The following is a 17,432-nucleotide window of genomic DNA, read 5'->3' as shown; positions in this document are numbered from 1 at the left end:
TCGGTCTCCTCTCGGAAGTGATTCGACGCGGTCACCACGTCACCGGTAGGCGGTACAGGCCGTAGGCCAGCTTGTCGTGCTTGAATTCGACGTTTTCGACCGGAATCGCCAGGCGCATAGCGGGAATCCGGGTCAGCAGGGTTTTGAAGACGATCTGGAGTTCCACCCGGGCCAGCTGCTGGCCGACGCACTGGTGCGGACCGAAACCGAAGCCGACGTGCAGCCGGGCCGGGCGGGTCAGATCCAGCTTGTCCGGTTCCGGGAACTGATGCGGATCCCAGTTGGCGGGCGCGAGGTCGATGATCACACCCTCACCGGACTTGATGGTGTGCCCGCCGATCTCGATATCGTCGAGCGCGACCCGGCGCTGGCCGTTCTGGATGATGCTGAGATACCGGAGCAGTTCCTCGACCGCGCCTCCGACGACCTTGGGATCGTCGGTATCGCGCAACAGTGCCAGCTGGTCCGGGTTCTCGAGCAGCGCAAGCGTACCGAGCGAGATCATATTCGCGCTGGTCTCGTGACCCGCGATGAGCACCCCGGTGCCGATCTGGGCGGCTTCCTTCATGGAGATCTCACCGGCGGTGACCCGTTCGGCTAGTTCGGTGACCATATCCTCGGCCGGGTTCTCCATTTTGGACTTGATCAGATCGATCAGGTACCGGGCCAGCCCGACCCGTCCGTCGGCCGCTTCCTCCTTGGTGGCGTAGCGGGAGACACCGGTCGTCGCGTGCTGCTGGAAGAATTCGTGGTCCGCGTAGGGCACGCCCAGCATTTCGCTGATCACCAGCGACGGCACCGGCAGGGCCAGCGCCTCGACCAGGTCGGCGGGCTTGGGACCGGCCAGGACGGCGTCGATATGGTCGTCGGTGATCTGCTGGATCGCCGGACGCAGTGCGTCGACACGCTTCACCGTGAAGGGTTTGGTCATCATCCGGCGGAACCGGCTGTGTTCCTCGCCGTCGGTGTTGAACACCGACTTGGCACGGTGATTCACCAGATCGAGCATGCCCTCGTTCCAGTGCGGGAAGCCCGGATGATGGTCCTCGACGCTGATCCGCGGATCGGACATCAGCGATTTGAGTTCGGCGTAACCCGTGACCAGCCACGGTGTGCTGCCGTCCCAGATCCGGACACGGCTCAGCGGTCGCTCGGTGATCAACCCGAGGACCTCGGGCGGCGGCGCGAACGGGCAGCCGGGCGCGCGGTCCAGCGGGTAGGACAGGATGTCCCCGGTATCGGGTGCGTGGGTCGAGGTCTCGGACCCGGATGTATTCGACACAACTACTCCTCGTGGACGTGGATGGCCATGGCGGGGCACACAGCGGCGGCCTCGCGCACCTCGTCGGCGAGCTCGTCCGGCGGATTCTCGTCCAGCAGCACGACGATGCCGTCGTCCTCACGCTGATCGAACACCGCGTCCGCCGCCATCACGCAATGCCCGGCGGCAATGCATTTCCCTTGTTCGACAGTCACTTTCATGACGTTCTCTCCCTGATGGTGAAGATCGGGACCCGGTCGGCTCACGACGATCCCGCGGAGGCGGGGGCGGAACCGTTGGCCGCCGCATCGGGTCTGCGAGCGCGCAGCGGTTTACCGGCGGTGGTGCCGCCGTCGACGGTCAGCACCGTGCCGGTCAGATAGCGGGACCGGTCCCCGGCGAAGTAGACGGCCGCCTCGGCGACGTCCTCGGGGGTCCCCTCACGCGGCAACGGCCGGTCCTGGTTCATCATGTCCCGCATGACCCGGGTCATCCGTTCGGCCTTTTCCGGCGACATCGTGGTGGAGGCCTTGGCCAGCAGGTCGGTGGGGATATTGCCGGGCGCGATGCAGTTGACGCGAATCTCGTACTGCGCCAGTTCGATCGCCGCGGATTTGGTGAAGTGGATGACCGCGGCCTTGGAGGCGCGGTAGGTCATGACACCGCCGCCGGCCTGGACCCCGCCCACCGAGGAGAGGTTGATGATCGAACCGCCGCCGTGTTCGGCCATGTATTGCCCGGCGAACCGGGTGCCCGCCATGACACCGAGCACGTTCACCGACATCACCCGGTGGAAATCGGCGAGATCGTCGTGCAGGAGGCTCTTGTGCATCCGGCCGGAGATACCGGCGTTGTTGCACATGATGTGCAGTCCCCCGAAACGTTCCACGGCCAGATCCACGAGGCGGGAGATCTGGTCCGGTTCGCCGACATCGGTGACCTGGAACAGCACATTCGAACCGCAGCGTTGCACCACCGCCGCCCCGCCGTCGGCGTCGAGATCCCCGACGACCACCCGCGCGCCCTCGGCGACGAACCGTTCGACCATGGCGCTACCCAGTCCGGACGCGCCGCCGGTGACCACCGCGACCTTGCCCGCCAACTCGTTGCCCATGCGCTGCGTTTCCTTTCGTCCGACAATCCGTGCCCCGTGACCTGCTTCCGATCGTTCACTGCGAGGCCGTATCCCTTGTGCCCTGCGCGCTATCCCTCATCCGCTGCGCGCGTAGGCCTGTGCCGGACGCGATTGCCGGTCCAGGAAATCCAGGAGCAGTTCATTGACCGCTTCGGGGCGTTCGAGTTGCGGGCAGTGCCCGGCGGCGTCGACCACCGCGGAAGACGCCTCCGGGATACGGGCGGCGATCTCGGCGGCCCACCCCCGGGGCAGGAGTTTGTCGGCTCCGCCTTCGACCACCAGGGTCGGGACCCGGATACGTTCGAACGGCCGGTCGCCCGGTCCCGGGGGCGTGGGCGCACCGGGCCGACGGAACCGGGCCGACGCGAGCGCCTCCCAGGCGCCGGGCGCGACGGCCGAATCGAACCGGCGCCGCACGTAATCCTCGTCGGCCGGGTAGGCGGGCGAGGCGAACAGTGCGGTGACGATCTTGCGCATGGCTGGGAGGGTGGCGTCGAAATCGTAGAGAGCCTGCATATGCTCGCCTGCCTGGATCTGCCCGCCCCCGCAGATGGTCACCATGGCACGCACCGGCAGTACCGGATGCTCGGCGGTGGTATCGGCCAGCAGATTGACCGCGCCCATGGAATTGCCGACGAAATAGGCCGATTCGATGCCGAGCAGCGCGCAGAACCGCGCGATATGCCGGATACGCAGGCCCCGGCCGTCGGTGAAATCGACAACTTTCGCCGATTCGCCGAAGCCGAGCATATCCGGCGCGAGTACGCGGTAATGCCGTGCGAGGACGGCGATGGTGTGTTCCCAACCGATTTCGGCGCTCGCCCCGAATTCCCCGCCGTGCAGCAGCACGACCGGTTCCCCCGAGCCCGCCTCGAGAAAATGGGTCCGCAGCCCGTCGACCTCGATCATCCGATGCTCAAACCCGCTGGCCTGGCAGCTGGATTCGCTCATGCTCTACCCTCCCGTTTCGTCGTGATCGGCGAGGGGCCCCGATTCGGACGCGGAGGCCGCAGCGACGACGAAAGTATTGCAGTATCGGGCCTTTTGGCGGACGCTCCAACATCCGGACGCGGAGGCCGCAGCGAAGGCGGAGGAATCGCAGTATCGCATCATGGGCCGGTACCGATCGCCCGGGCACTGGTGAGCACCTGCGCGGCGAGTAGTTCGAGTTGTCCGATCACCCCGGTATCGACCAGGGCGCCGGTCTCGTCCCAGATCTTGTCCGCCGAATTGATCGCGACCCCGATGGGTGTGGGCCAGGCGCGCAGGGCGTGACCGATCCCGCGCAACTGGCCGAGAGTGCCGACAGCGGCCTGCCAGCCGTAGGCGCAGGTGATGCAGCCCCAGGGTTTGTTGTCCAGGTAGACCGTGGGATCGGTGCGCATATCTTCCACGTAGTCCAGCGCGTTCTTCACCAGACCGGAGATCGCGCCGTGGTAGCCGGGTGATCCGACGATCACCGCGTCGGCGGCGCGCAGCGCTTCCACCAGCGCGACCGCCTGCGGGGTGCGGGCGGGATCGTGCGGGTTGTACATGGGCAGAGTGATATCCGCGCCGCTGAACAGGGCCGTGCGTCCGCCCCGGCGCTCGACCTCGTCCAGGCAGTGCCGCAGTGCGCGTTCGGTCGAGGAGTTCGCCCGCAGGGTCCCGCCGAGTCCGACGACGAACGGCCGGGCTTCCGTGCCGAGTTCGGTGCGATCCACCATTGTGCTTCCCACGGTCATGACCGGCCTCCCTATTTGATGGCGATCGGGTTGATCGGCGAACCCACCGCGCCGACGACACGCAGCGGCGGGGCGATGAGCTGGAATTCGTAGACGCCGTCGGCGGCGCAGTCGGCGGCGAGAGCGGTGAAATCCCAGTACTCGCCGAGCATCAGCCCCATATCGCGGAGGCAGAGCATATGCATCGGCAAGAAGGTGCCCTCGACGGCGGATACCGGGTCCTCGACCATCAGGTTGTCCGCGGCGACCGCGGCGATCTCGTGCTCGTGCAGCCACTGGGCGCAGCGCCAGTCCAGCCCGGAATAGGGTTCGGCGCCGTTGCGGGCTTCGAGGAAGCGGTTCCACCAGCCGGTTCTGACCAGCACGATATCGCCGGATTCGATGGTCACGCCCTGCCGGGCGGCGACCTCGTCGAGTTCGTCGGGGGTGATCGGTTCGCCGGGGGCGAGATAGGTTTCCGCGCCCCGGTGTTTCACCACATCCAGCAGGACCCCGCGGCTGGTGATGCCCTTGCTGTCGACCTTGTCGATACCGCAGTAGAACGCGCCCTGGCTGGTGACCGAATTCGCGGGGAAACCGTTGTAGAGCTTGTCGTCGTAGTAGACGTGGGAGAAGGCGTCCCATTGGGTGGCCGCCTGTAACGGCATGATGATCATATCGTCGTTGAAGCGGAACGGATTGTCCTGGAAGAATCCGCTCAATTCGCCGGCGACGGAATTGCGCAGCCATTTCGGCCCGTATTCCACCAGCGTTTCGGCGTCACCGCCGTCGACAGTCATCACGTGGGTCGGATTCTGCCGGAACTGGAAGGCGCCCTGTGGTCCGGCGGAACCGAAATCGATACCCAGCGGGAACACTTTTCCGTGCCGCACCAGTCCCGCGGCCGCGGCGATCTTGGCGGGGGTGATGAAATTGAGGGTGCCGAGTTCATCGGCCGCGCCCCAGCGCCCCCAGTTGCGAACACTGTCGCCGACTTTGCGGAAATCGGTCAAAGACGCCACGGTGCGCCACCTTTCACAGTTCTCGGTTGTTCTCCGCCGGCATTCATTCGGGCCCCGGGGGTACGGCACCGGCCAGTTCGTTCGCCAGGCGGCCGGCGATATTCCCACCGTCGACCCACAGGACCTGGCCGGTGATATAGCCCGCGGCCCGGCTGTTCAGGAACAGCAGCGCCGACGCCTGTTCGACTGGATCGGCGGCCCGCCCCAGCGGTTTCGGGATCCCGTCGAGATAGTCCTGGCCGTAGGCGGTGCGCAGTTGGTCCAGGATGGGTGTTTCGGTGACACCGGGTCCGGTGCAGTTCATCCGGATACCGCGGGCCGCCAGTTCCACCGACTGCCGCACCGTGTAGAGGATGATCGCTTCTTTGGAGAGCCGGTAGCCGCCGTCGGCAGTCGATTCGGGATTTGCTGTGGCCCAGCGAATTCCGTCGGCCATGGATTCGGTCTCCAACAGGCCCTTGACCGCCCACCGGTTCTCCAGATACCCGGCGGCGGCCAGCGACGAGACACTGACCACCGCTGACCCCGGCGCCATCTCCGGCACCAGGGATTCGGTGAAATGCCGCAGTCCCAGGAAATTGATGGTGAGTACGCGCAGCGGGTCACCGATCCCCGACGAGACGCCGGCGATATTGAACAGCGCGTCCACCCCCGACCCGACCCTGCGCACGGCGCGGTCGATGGATTCGGGGTCGGCCTGATCCATTTCGTGGAACTCGTCGAGTTCGGTGCCGGGGCGGAGCAGATCGAGGCCGACGATCTCGGCGCCCAGATGTCTGAGCTGATTCACCACGCAGGCGCCGATGCCGGAGGCACACCCGGTCACCACCACGCGTTTCCCGTCGAAACGCCACCGTTGGTCGATCGTCTCCACCTCCGGCACCTCGCTCTCTGTCGCATCCGGCCGCGGGTTGGCACCCGCGGATCGGGTCAGCCCTGCTGTTCGTCTTTGAGCCGCTGCGCGGCCTGCACCCGGCCCTCATTGATCTCGGCCATCGCCTCGGGAATCTCACTGGCGGTGAATTTGCCGCCGCGACCGGTCGGCAGACCGCCGAACGAGTACTCCTCGTCGAATTCCGGGGAGGCCGGCGGACGCCGCCGCTTCTCCACCTTCTCGAGCACAGGCTCGAGCCGTTTGGCCTTGGCGGCCAAGGCTTTCTCGTCCCGTTCGATGAATTCGGGCAGGATCTCCCTGCCCATGATCTCGATCGATTCCATGGTGCCCTCGTGGCTGCGCGGATTGAGCAGCAGGATGATCTCGTCGACCCCGCTCTCCTCATAGCCGCGCAGGAACTCGCGCACGGTGTCCGGGCCGCCGATCGCACCGCGCCCGGGGCCGTAGGCCAAGGTCTCGTCCTCTTTCACCGCGTCCAGGTAGCGATCCCACACTCCGGTGCGGCCGGGGACGTGCATCCCGGTCATGTAGTAGTGCATGATCCCGAACGAGAAGAATCCGCCGCCCACGCCGAGCCGTTTCACGGCCTCCTCGTCGGTCCGCGCCACCATCATCGACAGATCGCCGCCGATGGCCAGGATGTTCGGATTGAGCTGCGGCACCGTCGGGGCCGCCTTCTCCTCGAACTCCTCGTAGTAGCCGCGCACCCGGTCGCCCAGCGGGCCGGGCCCGGTGTAGGCGAAGCTCAGCGCACCGATACCCTTCTGCGCCGCCATCTGTACCGAGGACGGCCGGGTACAGGCGACCCACAGCGGCGGATGCGGGGTCTGGCGGGGTTTGGGGATGATGTTGCGGGGCGGCATCTCGATGTGCTGGCCCTTGAACCCGGTGAACGGGGTCTCGGTCATACAGCGCAGGGTGACGTCGAGCGCCTCTTCCCACTGGCCGCGTTTATCGGCGGGGTCGATATTGAAACCGCCCAGCTCACCGACCGACGACGATTCACCGGTGCCGAATTCGACGCGGCCGCCGGAAAGATGGTCGAGGGTCGACACCCGTTCGGCGACGCGGGCCGGGTGGTTGATACCCGGCGGCAGGTGCATGACGCCGAAGCCGAGGCGGATGTTCTGCGTCCGCTGGCTGGCGGCGGCGAGGAACATCTCCGGCGCGGTGGAGTGGCAGTACTCCTCGAGAAAATGGTGTTCGGTGAGCCAGACGGTGGAGAAACCGGCTTTATCCGCAGCTTCTACCTCGGTCAGCCCATCCTGGAACATCTCGAATTCGTCGTCGTCGCTCCAGGGCCGCGGCAGGGCGAACTCGTAGAAGAGGGATATTTTCATCGATTACCTCCAGTGGTTTCGATCGTCACGTCATCTCCTGCGGCCGGCCTTCCCACCCCTTCGCCGGTCTCCCCCGCTGCTCCGGACCGTGTTCGCCCGGCGCAGTGCTCCGCGGCGATATATCCGAAGGTCATGGCCGGGCCGATGGTGGCGCCGGCGCCCGCGTAACTCCGGCCCATCACCGCGGCCGAGGCATTACCGACGGCGTACAGCCCGTCGACCGCCGACCCGTCGGCGCGCAGCACCCGGGCGTTCTCGTCGGTGCGCAGGCCGCCGGAGGTGCCGAGATCGCCGAGGACGATCCGGAACGCGTAATAGGGCGGTTTGCCGATCGGGAACAGATTCGGGTTGGGCAGCGTGGGGTCGCCGTAGTAGTTGTCGTACACGCTGTCGCCGCGCTGGAAATCGTCGTCGTGGCCGCCCAGCGCGAGTTCGTTGAACCGGGCCGCGGTGGCCTCGAGTTCGGCGGCGGGTACGTCGATCTTCCCGGCGAGCTCGGCGAAACTGCCGGCGGCCTTCACCACACCGGATTCCAGCCAGGCCTGCACCATCTCGAAACCGGTCGGCACCGGCGCGAACGGCACTTTCGGGATCGGCAGATGACCGCCGATCACGTATTTGTGCCAGGAGCGGTGATCGGTGATCAGCCAGCACGGGATATGCGTGACTCCGGTGCGCTGGCCCTCGATCATGGCGTGCCCGAAGTCCATATAGGGCGCGGCCTCGTTGATGAACCGCTTCCCCGCCCCGTTCACGATGAACTGCGCGGGCATCATGCGCTCGTTGAGCATGAACTGCATCCGCCCGTCGGGCCACTGGATGGCCGGGAACCACCAGGCCTCGTCCATCAGGTCGGTGGCCGCACCGGCGTCCTGTCCGGCCCGGATCCCGTCACCGAGAGCCACCGGGTTGCCGAAACTCCAGTCCTGGTCGACCTCCGGCAGTTCCTCTTTGCGCCAGGTCATATCGTGGTCGAACCCGCCGGTCGCCAGGATCACGCCGCGGCGCGCGCGGATCCGCACCGGTTTCCCGTCGCGGGTGATCACCGCCCCGGTCACCTGTCCGTCGGCGCCGGTGATCAGCGAAGTCATCGGCGAGCTCAGCCACAGCGGGATATCGCGTTCCTTCATGGCCAGGCGCAGCCGGGCGATCAGGGATTGGCCGATGGCGGCGATCCGGTCGCCGAACACATGGGCCCGGAACATCCGCCAGATCAGTTTCAGCATCACCGCCTTACCGCGCCAGTTCTGCCGGACCTGATAGAACATCCGAAGATCCTTGGGCCCCAGCCAGATCCCCTTCGGCGCCAGCGCGAGCGGTGTGAGGAGTTTCTCCTCCTCGTCGCCGAGTTCCCGCAGGTCGATGGGCGGCACATTGATGGTGCTGCCCTGCTCCGACCCGCCGTCGACTTCCGGGTAGTAATCGGCGTAGCCGGGTTTCCAGACGAATTCCAGCCAGCGGCTGCGTTCCTCGAGGAAGGCCATCATGTCCGGTGATCTCTCGACATAGGCCCGCAACCGTTCCTCGGCGACCAGCCCGCCGGTGATGGTGCGCAGATAGCCGATCACCGCGTCGGGGTCGAGGGCGAATCCGTCCCGCTGTTGCGCGGGGGCGTTCGGCACCCAGATACCGCCGCCGGAAAGCGCGGTGGATCCGCCGTAGTAGTCGGCCTTCTCCACCACGAGGGTGTCGAGCCCCAATGCTTCGGCGCGTAGCGCGGCACTCATCCCGCCGCCGCCGGAACCGATCACCAGTAGATCGACGGTTTCGTCGAAATCCGTCTCGTCGGTGCTCACTCATCGCCTCCTGTGGTCGATCGGCTCATCGGCCGGGCGGGCCGTACGGACGGCGAAGCCGGCGATGAGTTCTGGTGCGGGCCGGTAATAGCGGACGTCCGTCCGATAAGGCCCCTGCGCCCCGAGCGCCGCGAAAGCCGCCACCCAGGTCCTGACCTCGTGTGCCGAATTACCGGCGACCCTCGTGATCTCGTTGTTGTCCCAGTCGTCGACTGCGGCCAGGCCACCGGTATCCACCAGGTCGAGGAACGCCCGGTCCCATTCGGGGTTCAGCGCCTGTAGCGGACTGTCGCCGGTGGCGAAATCGCGGGCGGCGGCGATCACCGCGGTCTGGCGGGCGGCCCGCTGTTCGGTGGTCATCGGGCGGCCCTGCACGATCCGCTGCAATACCGGCTCGGGTGCGGTCGCCCGCTGCGGAACCGGTGGGTCGTGCGACAGACCGCCCGACCCGATGATCAGCACCCGCTTTCCGAGGGTCGCGAGGTGACGGCCGACCGCGGTACCCAGCGCCCGTACCCGGCGCAGCGGGCCCAGCGGGGTCGCCACGGAGTTCACGAAGATCGGGATCACCGGCCGGGCGGCGGCGTCGCCGAACAACCGCTGTAGCGGCTGCACGGTGCCGTGATCCACCGACATCTCTGCCGAGGTCGCGAGATCGATTCCGGCCTCGAGCAGCGCCTCCGCCAGCCCCAGCGCCTGATCCTCCGGAACGCTCAGCGGCCCGGCGTGGGTCCCGTAGTCCCCCACCGCGGTGGCCGCGGTGCCGAGACAGAAGGGCGGCATGAGCTTGTAGAAGAACCCGTTGTAGTGGTCCGGGGCGAACAGCACCACCAGTTCCGGATCGAAGTCCCGCACGAAATCCCGGGCCCGGTCGAGCGCCGCCCCGACCTCGGCCCGCAGTTCCGGACCCGGACCCGGCAGCTCAAGGAGCGGGCTGTGCGAGACGCAGCACACGGCCAGCGGCATCGGAACCTCCCGGGGAGAGTTCGAGGGTTGTGCGCACCGCGGCGCCGAGTTCGGGTGCGTGCTGGGCGATACAGGCGCCGGCGATGCATCGGTCCGGCCGCAGGAACAGCACCGAATCGAGCTGGCCGTCGAACCATTTCTTCAGTGCTCCGGTGTGATCACCGACCACCAGCACATCGGGGTCGTCGTGCCCGGTCCAGTGCAACTGGGTCGCGGGCCGCGCTTCCACGAAACGAGCGCCGAGACCCTTCCATCGGGCGAATTCCTCATCCCCCAGCAGTTTCCGGGGCTGGTTGTTCCAGCACAGCACCGCGAACCAGGGGCCCAGGGTTTCGTCGAGTAGCACGTCCGGCTGCGCCCGGGTCGCGACCCGCGGCTGGATGAACAGGGTGCCGACCGCCGAATTCGGTGACCTCGACCAGCCGTGCACCACCGCACCGCGGTCGTAGCGCGGCATGGGTTTGAACCGCATCCCGAGCACGTACCGCTTCAACGGCGGCACCAGGGCCAGTCCGCGTACCGCCACATCACGGACCGCGGCGACCCGGTGGTTCGTCGGCGAGATGACCCGCCCGACCGTGGTGGACAGGTCGATCATGGCCCGCGCGTGTTTGCGCCGCTCCTGGTCATAGGTGTCGAGCAGGCCGGCACCGGCGACTCCGGTCACCACCGCCGCCAGTTTCCAGGCCAGATTCGCCGCGTCCCGGATCCCACTGTTGTAGCCCTGGCCCTGCCAGACCGGCATGAGATGCGCGGCATCGCCGGCCAGCAGCAGCTGGCCTCTCCGGAATTCACCGGCGATCCGGGAATGGTGGGTGTAGACCCGCCGCCGGATCACATCCAGGCGTTCCGGATGCGGTACGAAGGGCGCGAGCAGCCGGGCCAGGAATTCCGCGGTCTCGGCTTCGGAGTCGGATTCGTCGTCGTGCAGCAGGAATTCGAACCGCCGGATCCCGTGGGCCAGCGAGATCGAGACATTCGGCCGCGCGGGATCGGCCCCGACCTCCACATTCGGATGTCCGAGCGGATCGCCGTCGATATCGACCACCAGCCAGCGGGTCGGGGAGGTGGTGCCCTCGAAACTCACGCCCATCGTGCGCCGGGTGGTACTGCGACCACCGTCGCAACCCACGACGTACCGGGCGCGCACCTGGTGCGGGCCGTTCGCGGTGTCGAGCTGCACCAGGACCTCGTCGCCGGTGTCGTCGCAGTCGCTCAGCGCGGTGGCCCAGCGGATATCCACACAGTCGAAGCGGTCCAGCCCGGCCAGCAGTTCGGCGTCCACCAGGGGCTGGATGAACCCGCTGCGCTTGGGCCAGCCGAACTGCTGCTCGGTGGGCGCGATCTCGGCCAGTAACCGGCGCTGCCCGTCGACGAACCGCATGATCTGGTTCGGGTTGGTATGCGGCAGGATCCGCTCGACCAGTCCGGTGGCCTGCATGGTGCGCAGTGATTCGTCGTCGATACCGACACCGCGCGGATAGTCGATGAGGCTGGGCCGTTCCTCCACCAGCAGGGTGTGCACGCCGTAGCGGCCCAGGGTGTTCGCGATGGTCAGCCCCACCGGTCCGGCGCCGACGATGACGACGTCGAAACTCTGCGGCCCGCTGCCGTTTCCGTGGTCCATATCAACCGCCCAGCAGGAATTCGAGATGGAGTGCGTCGAATGCCGCGGGTGATTCGTACTGGGGCCAGTGCCCGCAGTCCGGCAGCACCTCGAACCGGGCGCCCGGGATCATCGAGGCGATCCGTTTGCCCTCGGCCACATCGGCGGTGGGATCGTCGCTGGTCCACACCACGAGCGTCGGCGCGGTGATCCCGCCGTACTCCTCGGGGCCGAGCAGATTGCGTGCCCGGATCTGCGGATCCTGCAACGCCATGATGTCGCGCATGGCGTCGACGAAACCTGGCTGCCGGTACACCCGCTGCCGGCTGGCCACGATATCGGCGTAATCCCTGGATTTATCCGCCATCAGCCATGTGATGCGTGCCTGCACCGTCTCCCAGGTGGGATCGGTGGCCGCTGCCATGGACAGCGTGACGATCCGCTGCATGACCTCCGGGTCGGCCTGTGAACCGCCCGCTGTGTTGAGCACCAGTTTGTCGACCCGGCCCGGATGGTCGTAGGCGGTCCGGGCGGCGACCCAGCCGCCGAGCGATTCCCCGCTGATATGAGCGTGGGCGGCACCGATGGTGTCGAGAAACGAGATCAGATGACGCACATAGTGTTCGATCTCCAGCGGATGCCCGGGTTTATCGGTGTACCCGTGGCCGAGCATATCGATCGACCAGGTGGAGAAATGCTCGGCATGCGCCGCCAGATTCCGGACGTAGGCCTCGGCGTGCCCGCCCGACCCGTGCAGGAAGACCAGCGCCGGTCTGCTCCGGTCGCCGGCGTGCAGATAGCGAGTACGCACCCCCTCCACATCCAGGTATCCCTGACTGAACGCGACACCCTGCAGGTCGCACCACACACTCTCGTATTCCGACACTGCTACCTTCCGCTCTGTCCACTGGCCCGGCGCCGGTCCGCCCGGGCCCTCGGGCGCACGCGCCACCTCACTGCCCGCAAATGTTCAGTACTTCACCGATTCGCCGGTGGCCGCGTGATGACCTGCGCGCAACCCCCAGACCATTCCGGGGCCGATGGTTCCGCCGGCGCCGCCGTAGGCACGGCCGGTCACCCCGGCCATCGCATTACCGGCCGCGTAAAGCCCGGGGATGACGGCACCGCTGATATGCCGCACCCGGGCGTCGCGATCGGTGCGCGGCCCGCCCTTGGTACCCATGGCGCCGACGGTCACGGGCACCGCGTAGTAGGGGCCGGTGTCCAGTGGTCCGAGGGTGCGCCCGGCGACCGTCTCGGCGTCCGGGTCGCCCCAGTAGCCGTCGTATTCGCTGGCGCCGCGGCCGAAATCGGGATCGGCGCCGTCGGCGACCGCACGGTTCCAGCCGGCCACGGTGCGCCGCAGCCCTTGGGGGTCGATGCCGGTGCGCGCGCCCAATTCGTCGAGGTCGGCGGATTCGCAGAACCATTCGGGGGCCGCGCCACCGGGCTCGACACCCAGGAATCCGTACCGGCGCAGATGTTCGGCGTCGAACACCATCCAGCCGGGATTGTTCACATAGCCGCCGCGCGGATCCAGGTAGTGGAAAGCACCCGCCATGGAGTTGTATTCGGCGGCCTCGTTGACGAATCTCTTACCGGCCCGGTTCACGATGATGCTGCGCGGGCGGGTGCGTTCGAGCCGCACACTGCGGCTGCGCTGTTCGCCCTCGATGGTGTCGCCGGGCAGCTGCACCACCGGGACCCACCACGCCTCACCCATGTTCGCGAGGTCGGCGCCGTGCGCCATGGCCATCCGCAGACCGTCGCCGGTGTTGTTCGGCGGGGACACCGGTCCGGTCATCGGCCCGCGCAGGAATGCCTTGACCAGTCCGGGATCCCATTCGAATCCGCCGGTGGCCAGCACCACGCCGCGCCGGGCCCGGATCGCGCGCCGGTCACCGTCGAGTTCGACCAGAACCCCGGTCACCGCTCCGCCCTCGGCGATCAACTCCACACCCCGGGCTCCGGTACGCGGGGTGATCCCCGCGGCGAGGACACCTTCGAGCAGCCCGGCGACCAGCGCCTGTCCCGCTACGCAGACATCTGCGGTGGCATCGCCGAGCACGGCCCGCAACCGGGCCCGGGTCTCGGCGTCGAATCCGACATTGCTCCAGTCGAGCGGGAAGGTGGTGATCCGGTCGCGCCATTCTCCGAGGCGGGCCAGATCGTAGGCGGCGGGGCCCAGCGACCGGCCACCGGCGGGCTGTCCGCCGGGCAGTTCCGGTTTGTAGTCCGGGAACCCTTCGGCCACTTCGAATTCCACCGCGCTGTGCTCTTCGACGAAATCGAGCATCCGCGCACCCGTGCGCACGAACACCTCGACCAGCTCGTCATCCATCGAGTCCAGTGACTGCGCGGTCAGATAGGCCAGCGCGTCGGCGACGGTGAGTTCCCGATCCGCCCGCGCGTGGGCGGGGATCCAGGCCAATCCACCGGACACCGCACTGGTCCCACCGACGGTGGCCGCTTTCTCGAACAGCGTGACCGCCGCTCCCCCGACGGCGGCGGCGAGCACCGCGGTGAGCCCGGCGGCTCCGGTGCCCAGGACGACGACGTCGGTCTCCTCGTCCCAGCTGGTCGACGGATCGGGTTCGGCAGCCGATGGCTGATGCGATGGCACTGCGCTGTCCTTTCGGCGAGCAGGCGGAGAGGCGCCGGTCCCGGCGGGCTGCCGTGCCGAAGCACGGGCCGAGTCGGCGCGAGTAAAACGATAATCTCCCTTTTCGAGAATACTATTCTCGCTGGATGGATGCCGCAATACCCTCTCGGATCAAATGTTTCTGGATCTTGCCGCTGGGAGTCCGCGGGAACTCCGTGGCCTCGAATAACCGCTCCGGAAACTTCTGCCGCGCCACCCCGGCCCGCTCGAAGAAGGCCCGCACCTCCTCCCGGGAGGGCAGGACACAACCGGGCTGTACGCGCAGCACCGCGCCCACCACCTCACCGAAACGCTCGTCGGGCAGGGCGATCACCACCGATTCCGCCACCTGCGGCATCGCGTCCAGGACATCCTCGACCTCCCGGGCCCCCACGTTCTCGCCACCGCGGATCACCACATCGGCCTTACGATCGGTGATGGTCAGACAGCCGTCGGCATCCAGAACGCCGATATCACCGGTGTGATACCAGCCCTCGTCGTCGAAGGCCCGCGCCGTGAGCTCGGGATCGGTATAGCCGAGGCACAGATCCGGCCCGCGACTGAGGATCTCGCCGTCCTCGGCGAACCGGATCTCCACCCCGGGCATCGGACGGCCGTCGGTGGTGAGCCGCTCCCGCGCCGGTGCGTCGAGTTCGGAGGCGGTGACGGACGGATGCTCGGTACTGCCGTACGCGCGGAACGCGATCACCCCCAGCTCGGTCAGCATCCGCGTCACCGCGGACGGCACCGCCGAACCGCCCAGCCCCACATAGCGCATATGCGCGAGATGGCCCGGGGTGTAGTCGGGATGTTCGACCATGCTCGAAACGAAATACGGTGGGCCGCCGCCCACCACGAGCCCGTCGGATTTCATCAGCGCCAGCGCCCGGCCCGGATCCCATACATCGAGCAGGTGCACCGGCCGACCGTGCAGCACCGGGAGCAGGCACGCCCCGACCATCCCGATGAAATGCCCCACCGGGGTGGCGGTCAGCTGATCCCCACGGTCGGCCTTGTTCCGTTCCGCGAGCTGCAGTGATTCACAGCCGAGGGTTTGATGACTGTGCACCACGCCTTTGGGCGCGCTGGTGGTCCCGGAGGTGAAGGCGATGAGTGCGGGAGCGGTCGGGTCGGCGGGCAGCACACCCGGCATCGGCTCGTCGGCGAGCAGCTCGTCGAAATCCCGGCCCACCACACCGACGATCGGCACCTCGGCCGATACCGCGGGATCGTGGACACTGCGCCCGAACTCCGCCATGGTGATGAACACCTTCGGCCGGGCGACCCGCAAGATATGGCCGAGTTCGCTGCGACCGTAGAAGTGCACGATCGGCACCACTGCGGCACCCAGGAACGAGGCCGCCCAGAATGTCGCGGCCGCCTCCATCCAGTTCGGCAACTGGAACGCGAGCACATCACCCGGCCCGACCCCGCGAGCCCGCAACCCCGCCGCCAGCCGTCGCGCCACCCGCTCGACCTCGGCGAACGTACCCCGCCAGGGCCGGACGTCGGAGTAGACCCGGAACTCCGCGTCCGGCGCGGCGGCCAGACCGCGACTCAGCAGATCCCCCATGGTGTCGCGGGTCCACCAGCCCTCCGCCTCGTAGCGGGCGCGCAGCTGCTCGGGAACGACGCGGGTCACCGGACCCCACCTCGAATACGCCGGTCGGACATATCGGTTCACCCCTTCCGCGCCGGCGGGGTGCTCGGCACCCGTACGAGGCACCTCCGCGAGCGCGTCTGAGTTCGTACCGCCGACTGGTGAAAATAGAATTCTCTTACAGTGCGAACGATATATTCGCGAGGAGCTTCCGGCAGCCAGGATCCCGATATCGGTCGCCAACTGCCGAAATGCCACCGGAGCCCGAATTGATCAATCGACCAGGCTTCTTCCGAAACCTTGCCGCCGAGCCCACAGGTAGAGTACCGTTCTCGTATGCGAAAACGCAGTTCTTTTCGCATACGAGAACAGCCGTATGCCCGGAGCCGGTACCCGGCGGTGCTGGGTCGACACCGAAACGGGTCCGCGGCCGGATCGACGCGCGGCATTCGCCGCGCACCCTGCCCGGTGCCGACCGCCGCCCCCCGGCGACGGTCGGCGCACCGGGCAGGTGACTCCGAAAACAGATCGAAAGGGATTGCTGTGGGACGTGTTGAGGGCAAAGTCGCATTCATCACGGGCGCCGCGCGCGGTCAGGGCCGTAGCCACGCCGTCCGGCTGGCGGAGGAAGGCGCCGATATCATCGCCGTCGACATCTGCGAGAACATGTCGACCATCGGATACCCGCTGGCCACGCCCGAAGACCTCGAGGAAACCGTCCGCCTGGTCGAGAAGACCGGCCGCCGCATCATCGCGAGCAAAGCCGATGTCCGCGACGCCGTCGGCCTGAAAGCGGCGCTCGACGCCGGTGTCGCGGAGTTCGGCAAACTCGATATCGTGATCGCCCAGGCCGGTGTGGCCGGCATGAAGGGCCAGCCCGATATCCAGGCGTGGACCGATGTCATCAACACCAATCTGGTCGGCACCATCAACGCGATCCAGGTCGCACTGCCGCATCTCGGCGAGGGCGCGGCCATCGTGGCCACCGGTTCGACCGCGGCGATGGTGGACGTCAGCAAGATGGACAACCCCGGTTCGGATCTCGGCGGTATGGCCTACGTGCACTCCAAGCGGGCACTGTCCTACTACATCTTCGATATCGCCCGGCACCTCGCGCCCCGCGGTATCCGGGCCAACGCGGTCCACCCCACCAACTGCAACACCGATATGTTGCAGAGCGAGCCGATGTACCGCTCGTTCCGGCCCGATCTGGAGAACCCGACCCGCGCGGACGCGGAACCGGCCTTCCACGTCCAGCAGGCCATGAAGACACCGTGGATCGAACCGGTCGATATCTCCAACGCCATCCTGTATCTCGTTTCCGAGGAAGCCCGCTACGTCACCGGTATGCAGATGCGGGTCGACGGCGGCGGTTACCTGAAGTGGTACGACCACAAACTCTGACCCCACCCGGCCACGCCGGTGCGGGCGGCGCGCGAACGCAGGCGATCGATACGCGCGCCGCCG

At 67.3% G+C, this 17,432-nt stretch carries 15 protein-coding genes; 1 reads left to right on the top strand and 14 read right to left on the bottom strand.

Annotation, left to right across the window (positions count from 1 at the left end):
* Positions 1–31: 31 nt before the first annotated feature.
* The 14 genes from OG804_RS00505 to OG804_RS00440 all read right to left on the bottom strand — a co-directional run bounded on the left by OG804_RS00505 (position 32) and on the right by OG804_RS00440 (position 16,007).
* Entirely contained in the window at positions 32–1,282 is a 1,251-nt protein-coding gene (locus tag OG804_RS00505) for a cytochrome P450 (protein WP_328392683.1), read from the bottom strand.
* A gap of 2 nt (positions 1,283–1,284) precedes the next feature.
* Positions 1,285–1,482 (bottom strand): ferredoxin, encoded by a 198-nt coding sequence (locus OG804_RS00500; RefSeq protein ID WP_030521171.1) that lies wholly within the window; start codon positions 1,480–1,482, stop codon positions 1,285–1,287.
* 41 nt (positions 1,483–1,523) lie between these two features.
* Entirely contained in the window at positions 1,524–2,375 is an 852-nt protein-coding gene (locus tag OG804_RS00495; RefSeq protein ID WP_328392680.1) for an SDR family NAD(P)-dependent oxidoreductase, read from the bottom strand.
* Between the two features lie 96 nt (positions 2,376–2,471).
* Positions 2,472–3,347 (bottom strand): alpha/beta fold hydrolase, encoded by an 876-nt coding sequence (locus OG804_RS00490; RefSeq protein ID WP_328392678.1) that lies wholly within the window; start codon positions 3,345–3,347, stop codon positions 2,472–2,474.
* A 158-nt stretch (positions 3,348–3,505) separates the two neighbouring features.
* On the bottom strand, positions 3,506–4,120 hold the full coding sequence (locus OG804_RS00485; protein WP_328392675.1) for an NADPH-dependent FMN reductase: 615 nt from the start codon (positions 4,118–4,120) through the stop codon (positions 3,506–3,508).
* Positions 4,121–4,131: 11 nt separating this feature from the next.
* A complete protein-coding gene (locus OG804_RS00480) occupies positions 4,132–5,121 on the bottom strand; it encodes a cyclase family protein (RefSeq protein WP_328392673.1) in 990 nt (329 codons plus the stop codon).
* A gap of 43 nt (positions 5,122–5,164) precedes the next feature.
* Positions 5,165–5,995 carry a coniferyl-alcohol dehydrogenase gene (locus tag OG804_RS00475; protein WP_328392671.1) on the bottom strand — a complete coding sequence of 277 codons (831 nt, stop codon included), beginning with the start codon at positions 5,993–5,995 and terminating at the stop codon, positions 5,165–5,167.
* A gap of 56 nt (positions 5,996–6,051) precedes the next feature.
* Positions 6,052–7,356: an LLM class flavin-dependent oxidoreductase gene (locus OG804_RS00470; RefSeq protein WP_328392668.1), complete on the bottom strand. Its 1,305-nt coding sequence runs from the start codon at positions 7,354–7,356 to the stop codon at positions 6,052–6,054.
* On the bottom strand, positions 7,353–9,152 hold the full coding sequence (locus OG804_RS00465; RefSeq protein WP_328392666.1) for an FAD-binding protein: 1,800 nt from the start codon (positions 9,150–9,152) through the stop codon (positions 7,353–7,355). The genes OG804_RS00470 and OG804_RS00465 overlap by 4 nt, the downstream gene beginning before the upstream one ends.
* The gene (locus tag OG804_RS00460; RefSeq protein WP_328392664.1) at positions 9,153–10,118 is read right to left on the bottom strand and encodes a 3-carboxyethylcatechol 2,3-dioxygenase; all 966 of its coding nucleotides are present in this window, start codon (positions 10,116–10,118) and stop codon (positions 9,153–9,155) included.
* Positions 10,075–11,745, bottom strand: coding sequence for a bifunctional 3-(3-hydroxy-phenyl)propionate/3-hydroxycinnamic acid hydroxylase (locus OG804_RS00455; RefSeq protein ID WP_328392662.1), 1,671 nt, complete (start codon positions 11,743–11,745; stop codon positions 10,075–10,077). Before OG804_RS00455 ends, OG804_RS00460 begins: the two co-directional genes overlap by 44 nt.
* A gap of 1 nt (position 11,746) precedes the next feature.
* Positions 11,747–12,610 carry an alpha/beta fold hydrolase gene (locus tag OG804_RS00450; RefSeq protein ID WP_328392660.1) on the bottom strand — a complete coding sequence of 288 codons (864 nt, stop codon included), beginning with the start codon at positions 12,608–12,610 and terminating at the stop codon, positions 11,747–11,749.
* A gap of 84 nt (positions 12,611–12,694) precedes the next feature.
* Positions 12,695–14,347 (bottom strand): FAD-dependent oxidoreductase, encoded by a 1,653-nt coding sequence (locus OG804_RS00445; protein WP_442941707.1) that lies wholly within the window; start codon positions 14,345–14,347, stop codon positions 12,695–12,697.
* A gap of 112 nt (positions 14,348–14,459) precedes the next feature.
* The gene (locus OG804_RS00440) at positions 14,460–16,007 is read right to left on the bottom strand and encodes an AMP-binding protein (protein WP_328392658.1); all 1,548 of its coding nucleotides are present in this window, start codon (positions 16,005–16,007) and stop codon (positions 14,460–14,462) included.
* Between the two features lie 501 nt (positions 16,008–16,508).
* Between OG804_RS00440 and OG804_RS00435 the strand changes: the two genes are divergently transcribed.
* Positions 16,509–17,369, top strand: coding sequence for a mycofactocin-coupled SDR family oxidoreductase (locus OG804_RS00435; protein ID WP_328392656.1), 861 nt, complete (start codon positions 16,509–16,511; stop codon positions 17,367–17,369).
* Positions 17,370–17,432: the final 63 nt, after the last annotated feature.

Source organism: Nocardia sp. NBC_00416 (genome assembly GCF_036032445.1).
Lineage (GTDB): Bacteria > Actinomycetota > Actinomycetes > Mycobacteriales > Mycobacteriaceae > Nocardia.
This window is presented reverse-complemented; position numbering and strand designations above follow the sequence as displayed.

Coding starts and splice junctions, on each gene's coding strand:
- OG804_RS00495 (WP_328392680.1), bottom strand. CDS start 2,375: ATGGGCAACGAGTTGGCGGGCAAGGTCGCGGTGGTCACCGGCGGCGCG.
- OG804_RS00455 (WP_328392662.1), bottom strand. CDS start 11,745: ATGGACCACGGAAACGGCAGCGGGCCGCAGAGTTTCGACGTCGTCATC.
- OG804_RS00460 (WP_328392664.1), bottom strand. CDS start 10,118: ATGCCGCTGGCCGTGTGCTGCGTCTCGCACAGCCCGCTCCTTGAGCTG.
- OG804_RS00485 (WP_328392675.1), bottom strand. CDS start 4,120: ATGACCGTGGGAAGCACAATGGTGGATCGCACCGAACTCGGCACGGAA.
- OG804_RS00490 (WP_328392678.1), bottom strand. CDS start 3,347: ATGAGCGAATCCAGCTGCCAGGCCAGCGGGTTTGAGCATCGGATGATC.
- OG804_RS00470 (WP_328392668.1), bottom strand. CDS start 7,356: ATGAAAATATCCCTCTTCTACGAGTTCGCCCTGCCGCGGCCCTGGAGC.
- OG804_RS00500 (WP_030521171.1), bottom strand. CDS start 1,482: ATGAAAGTGACTGTCGAACAAGGGAAATGCATTGCCGCCGGGCATTGC.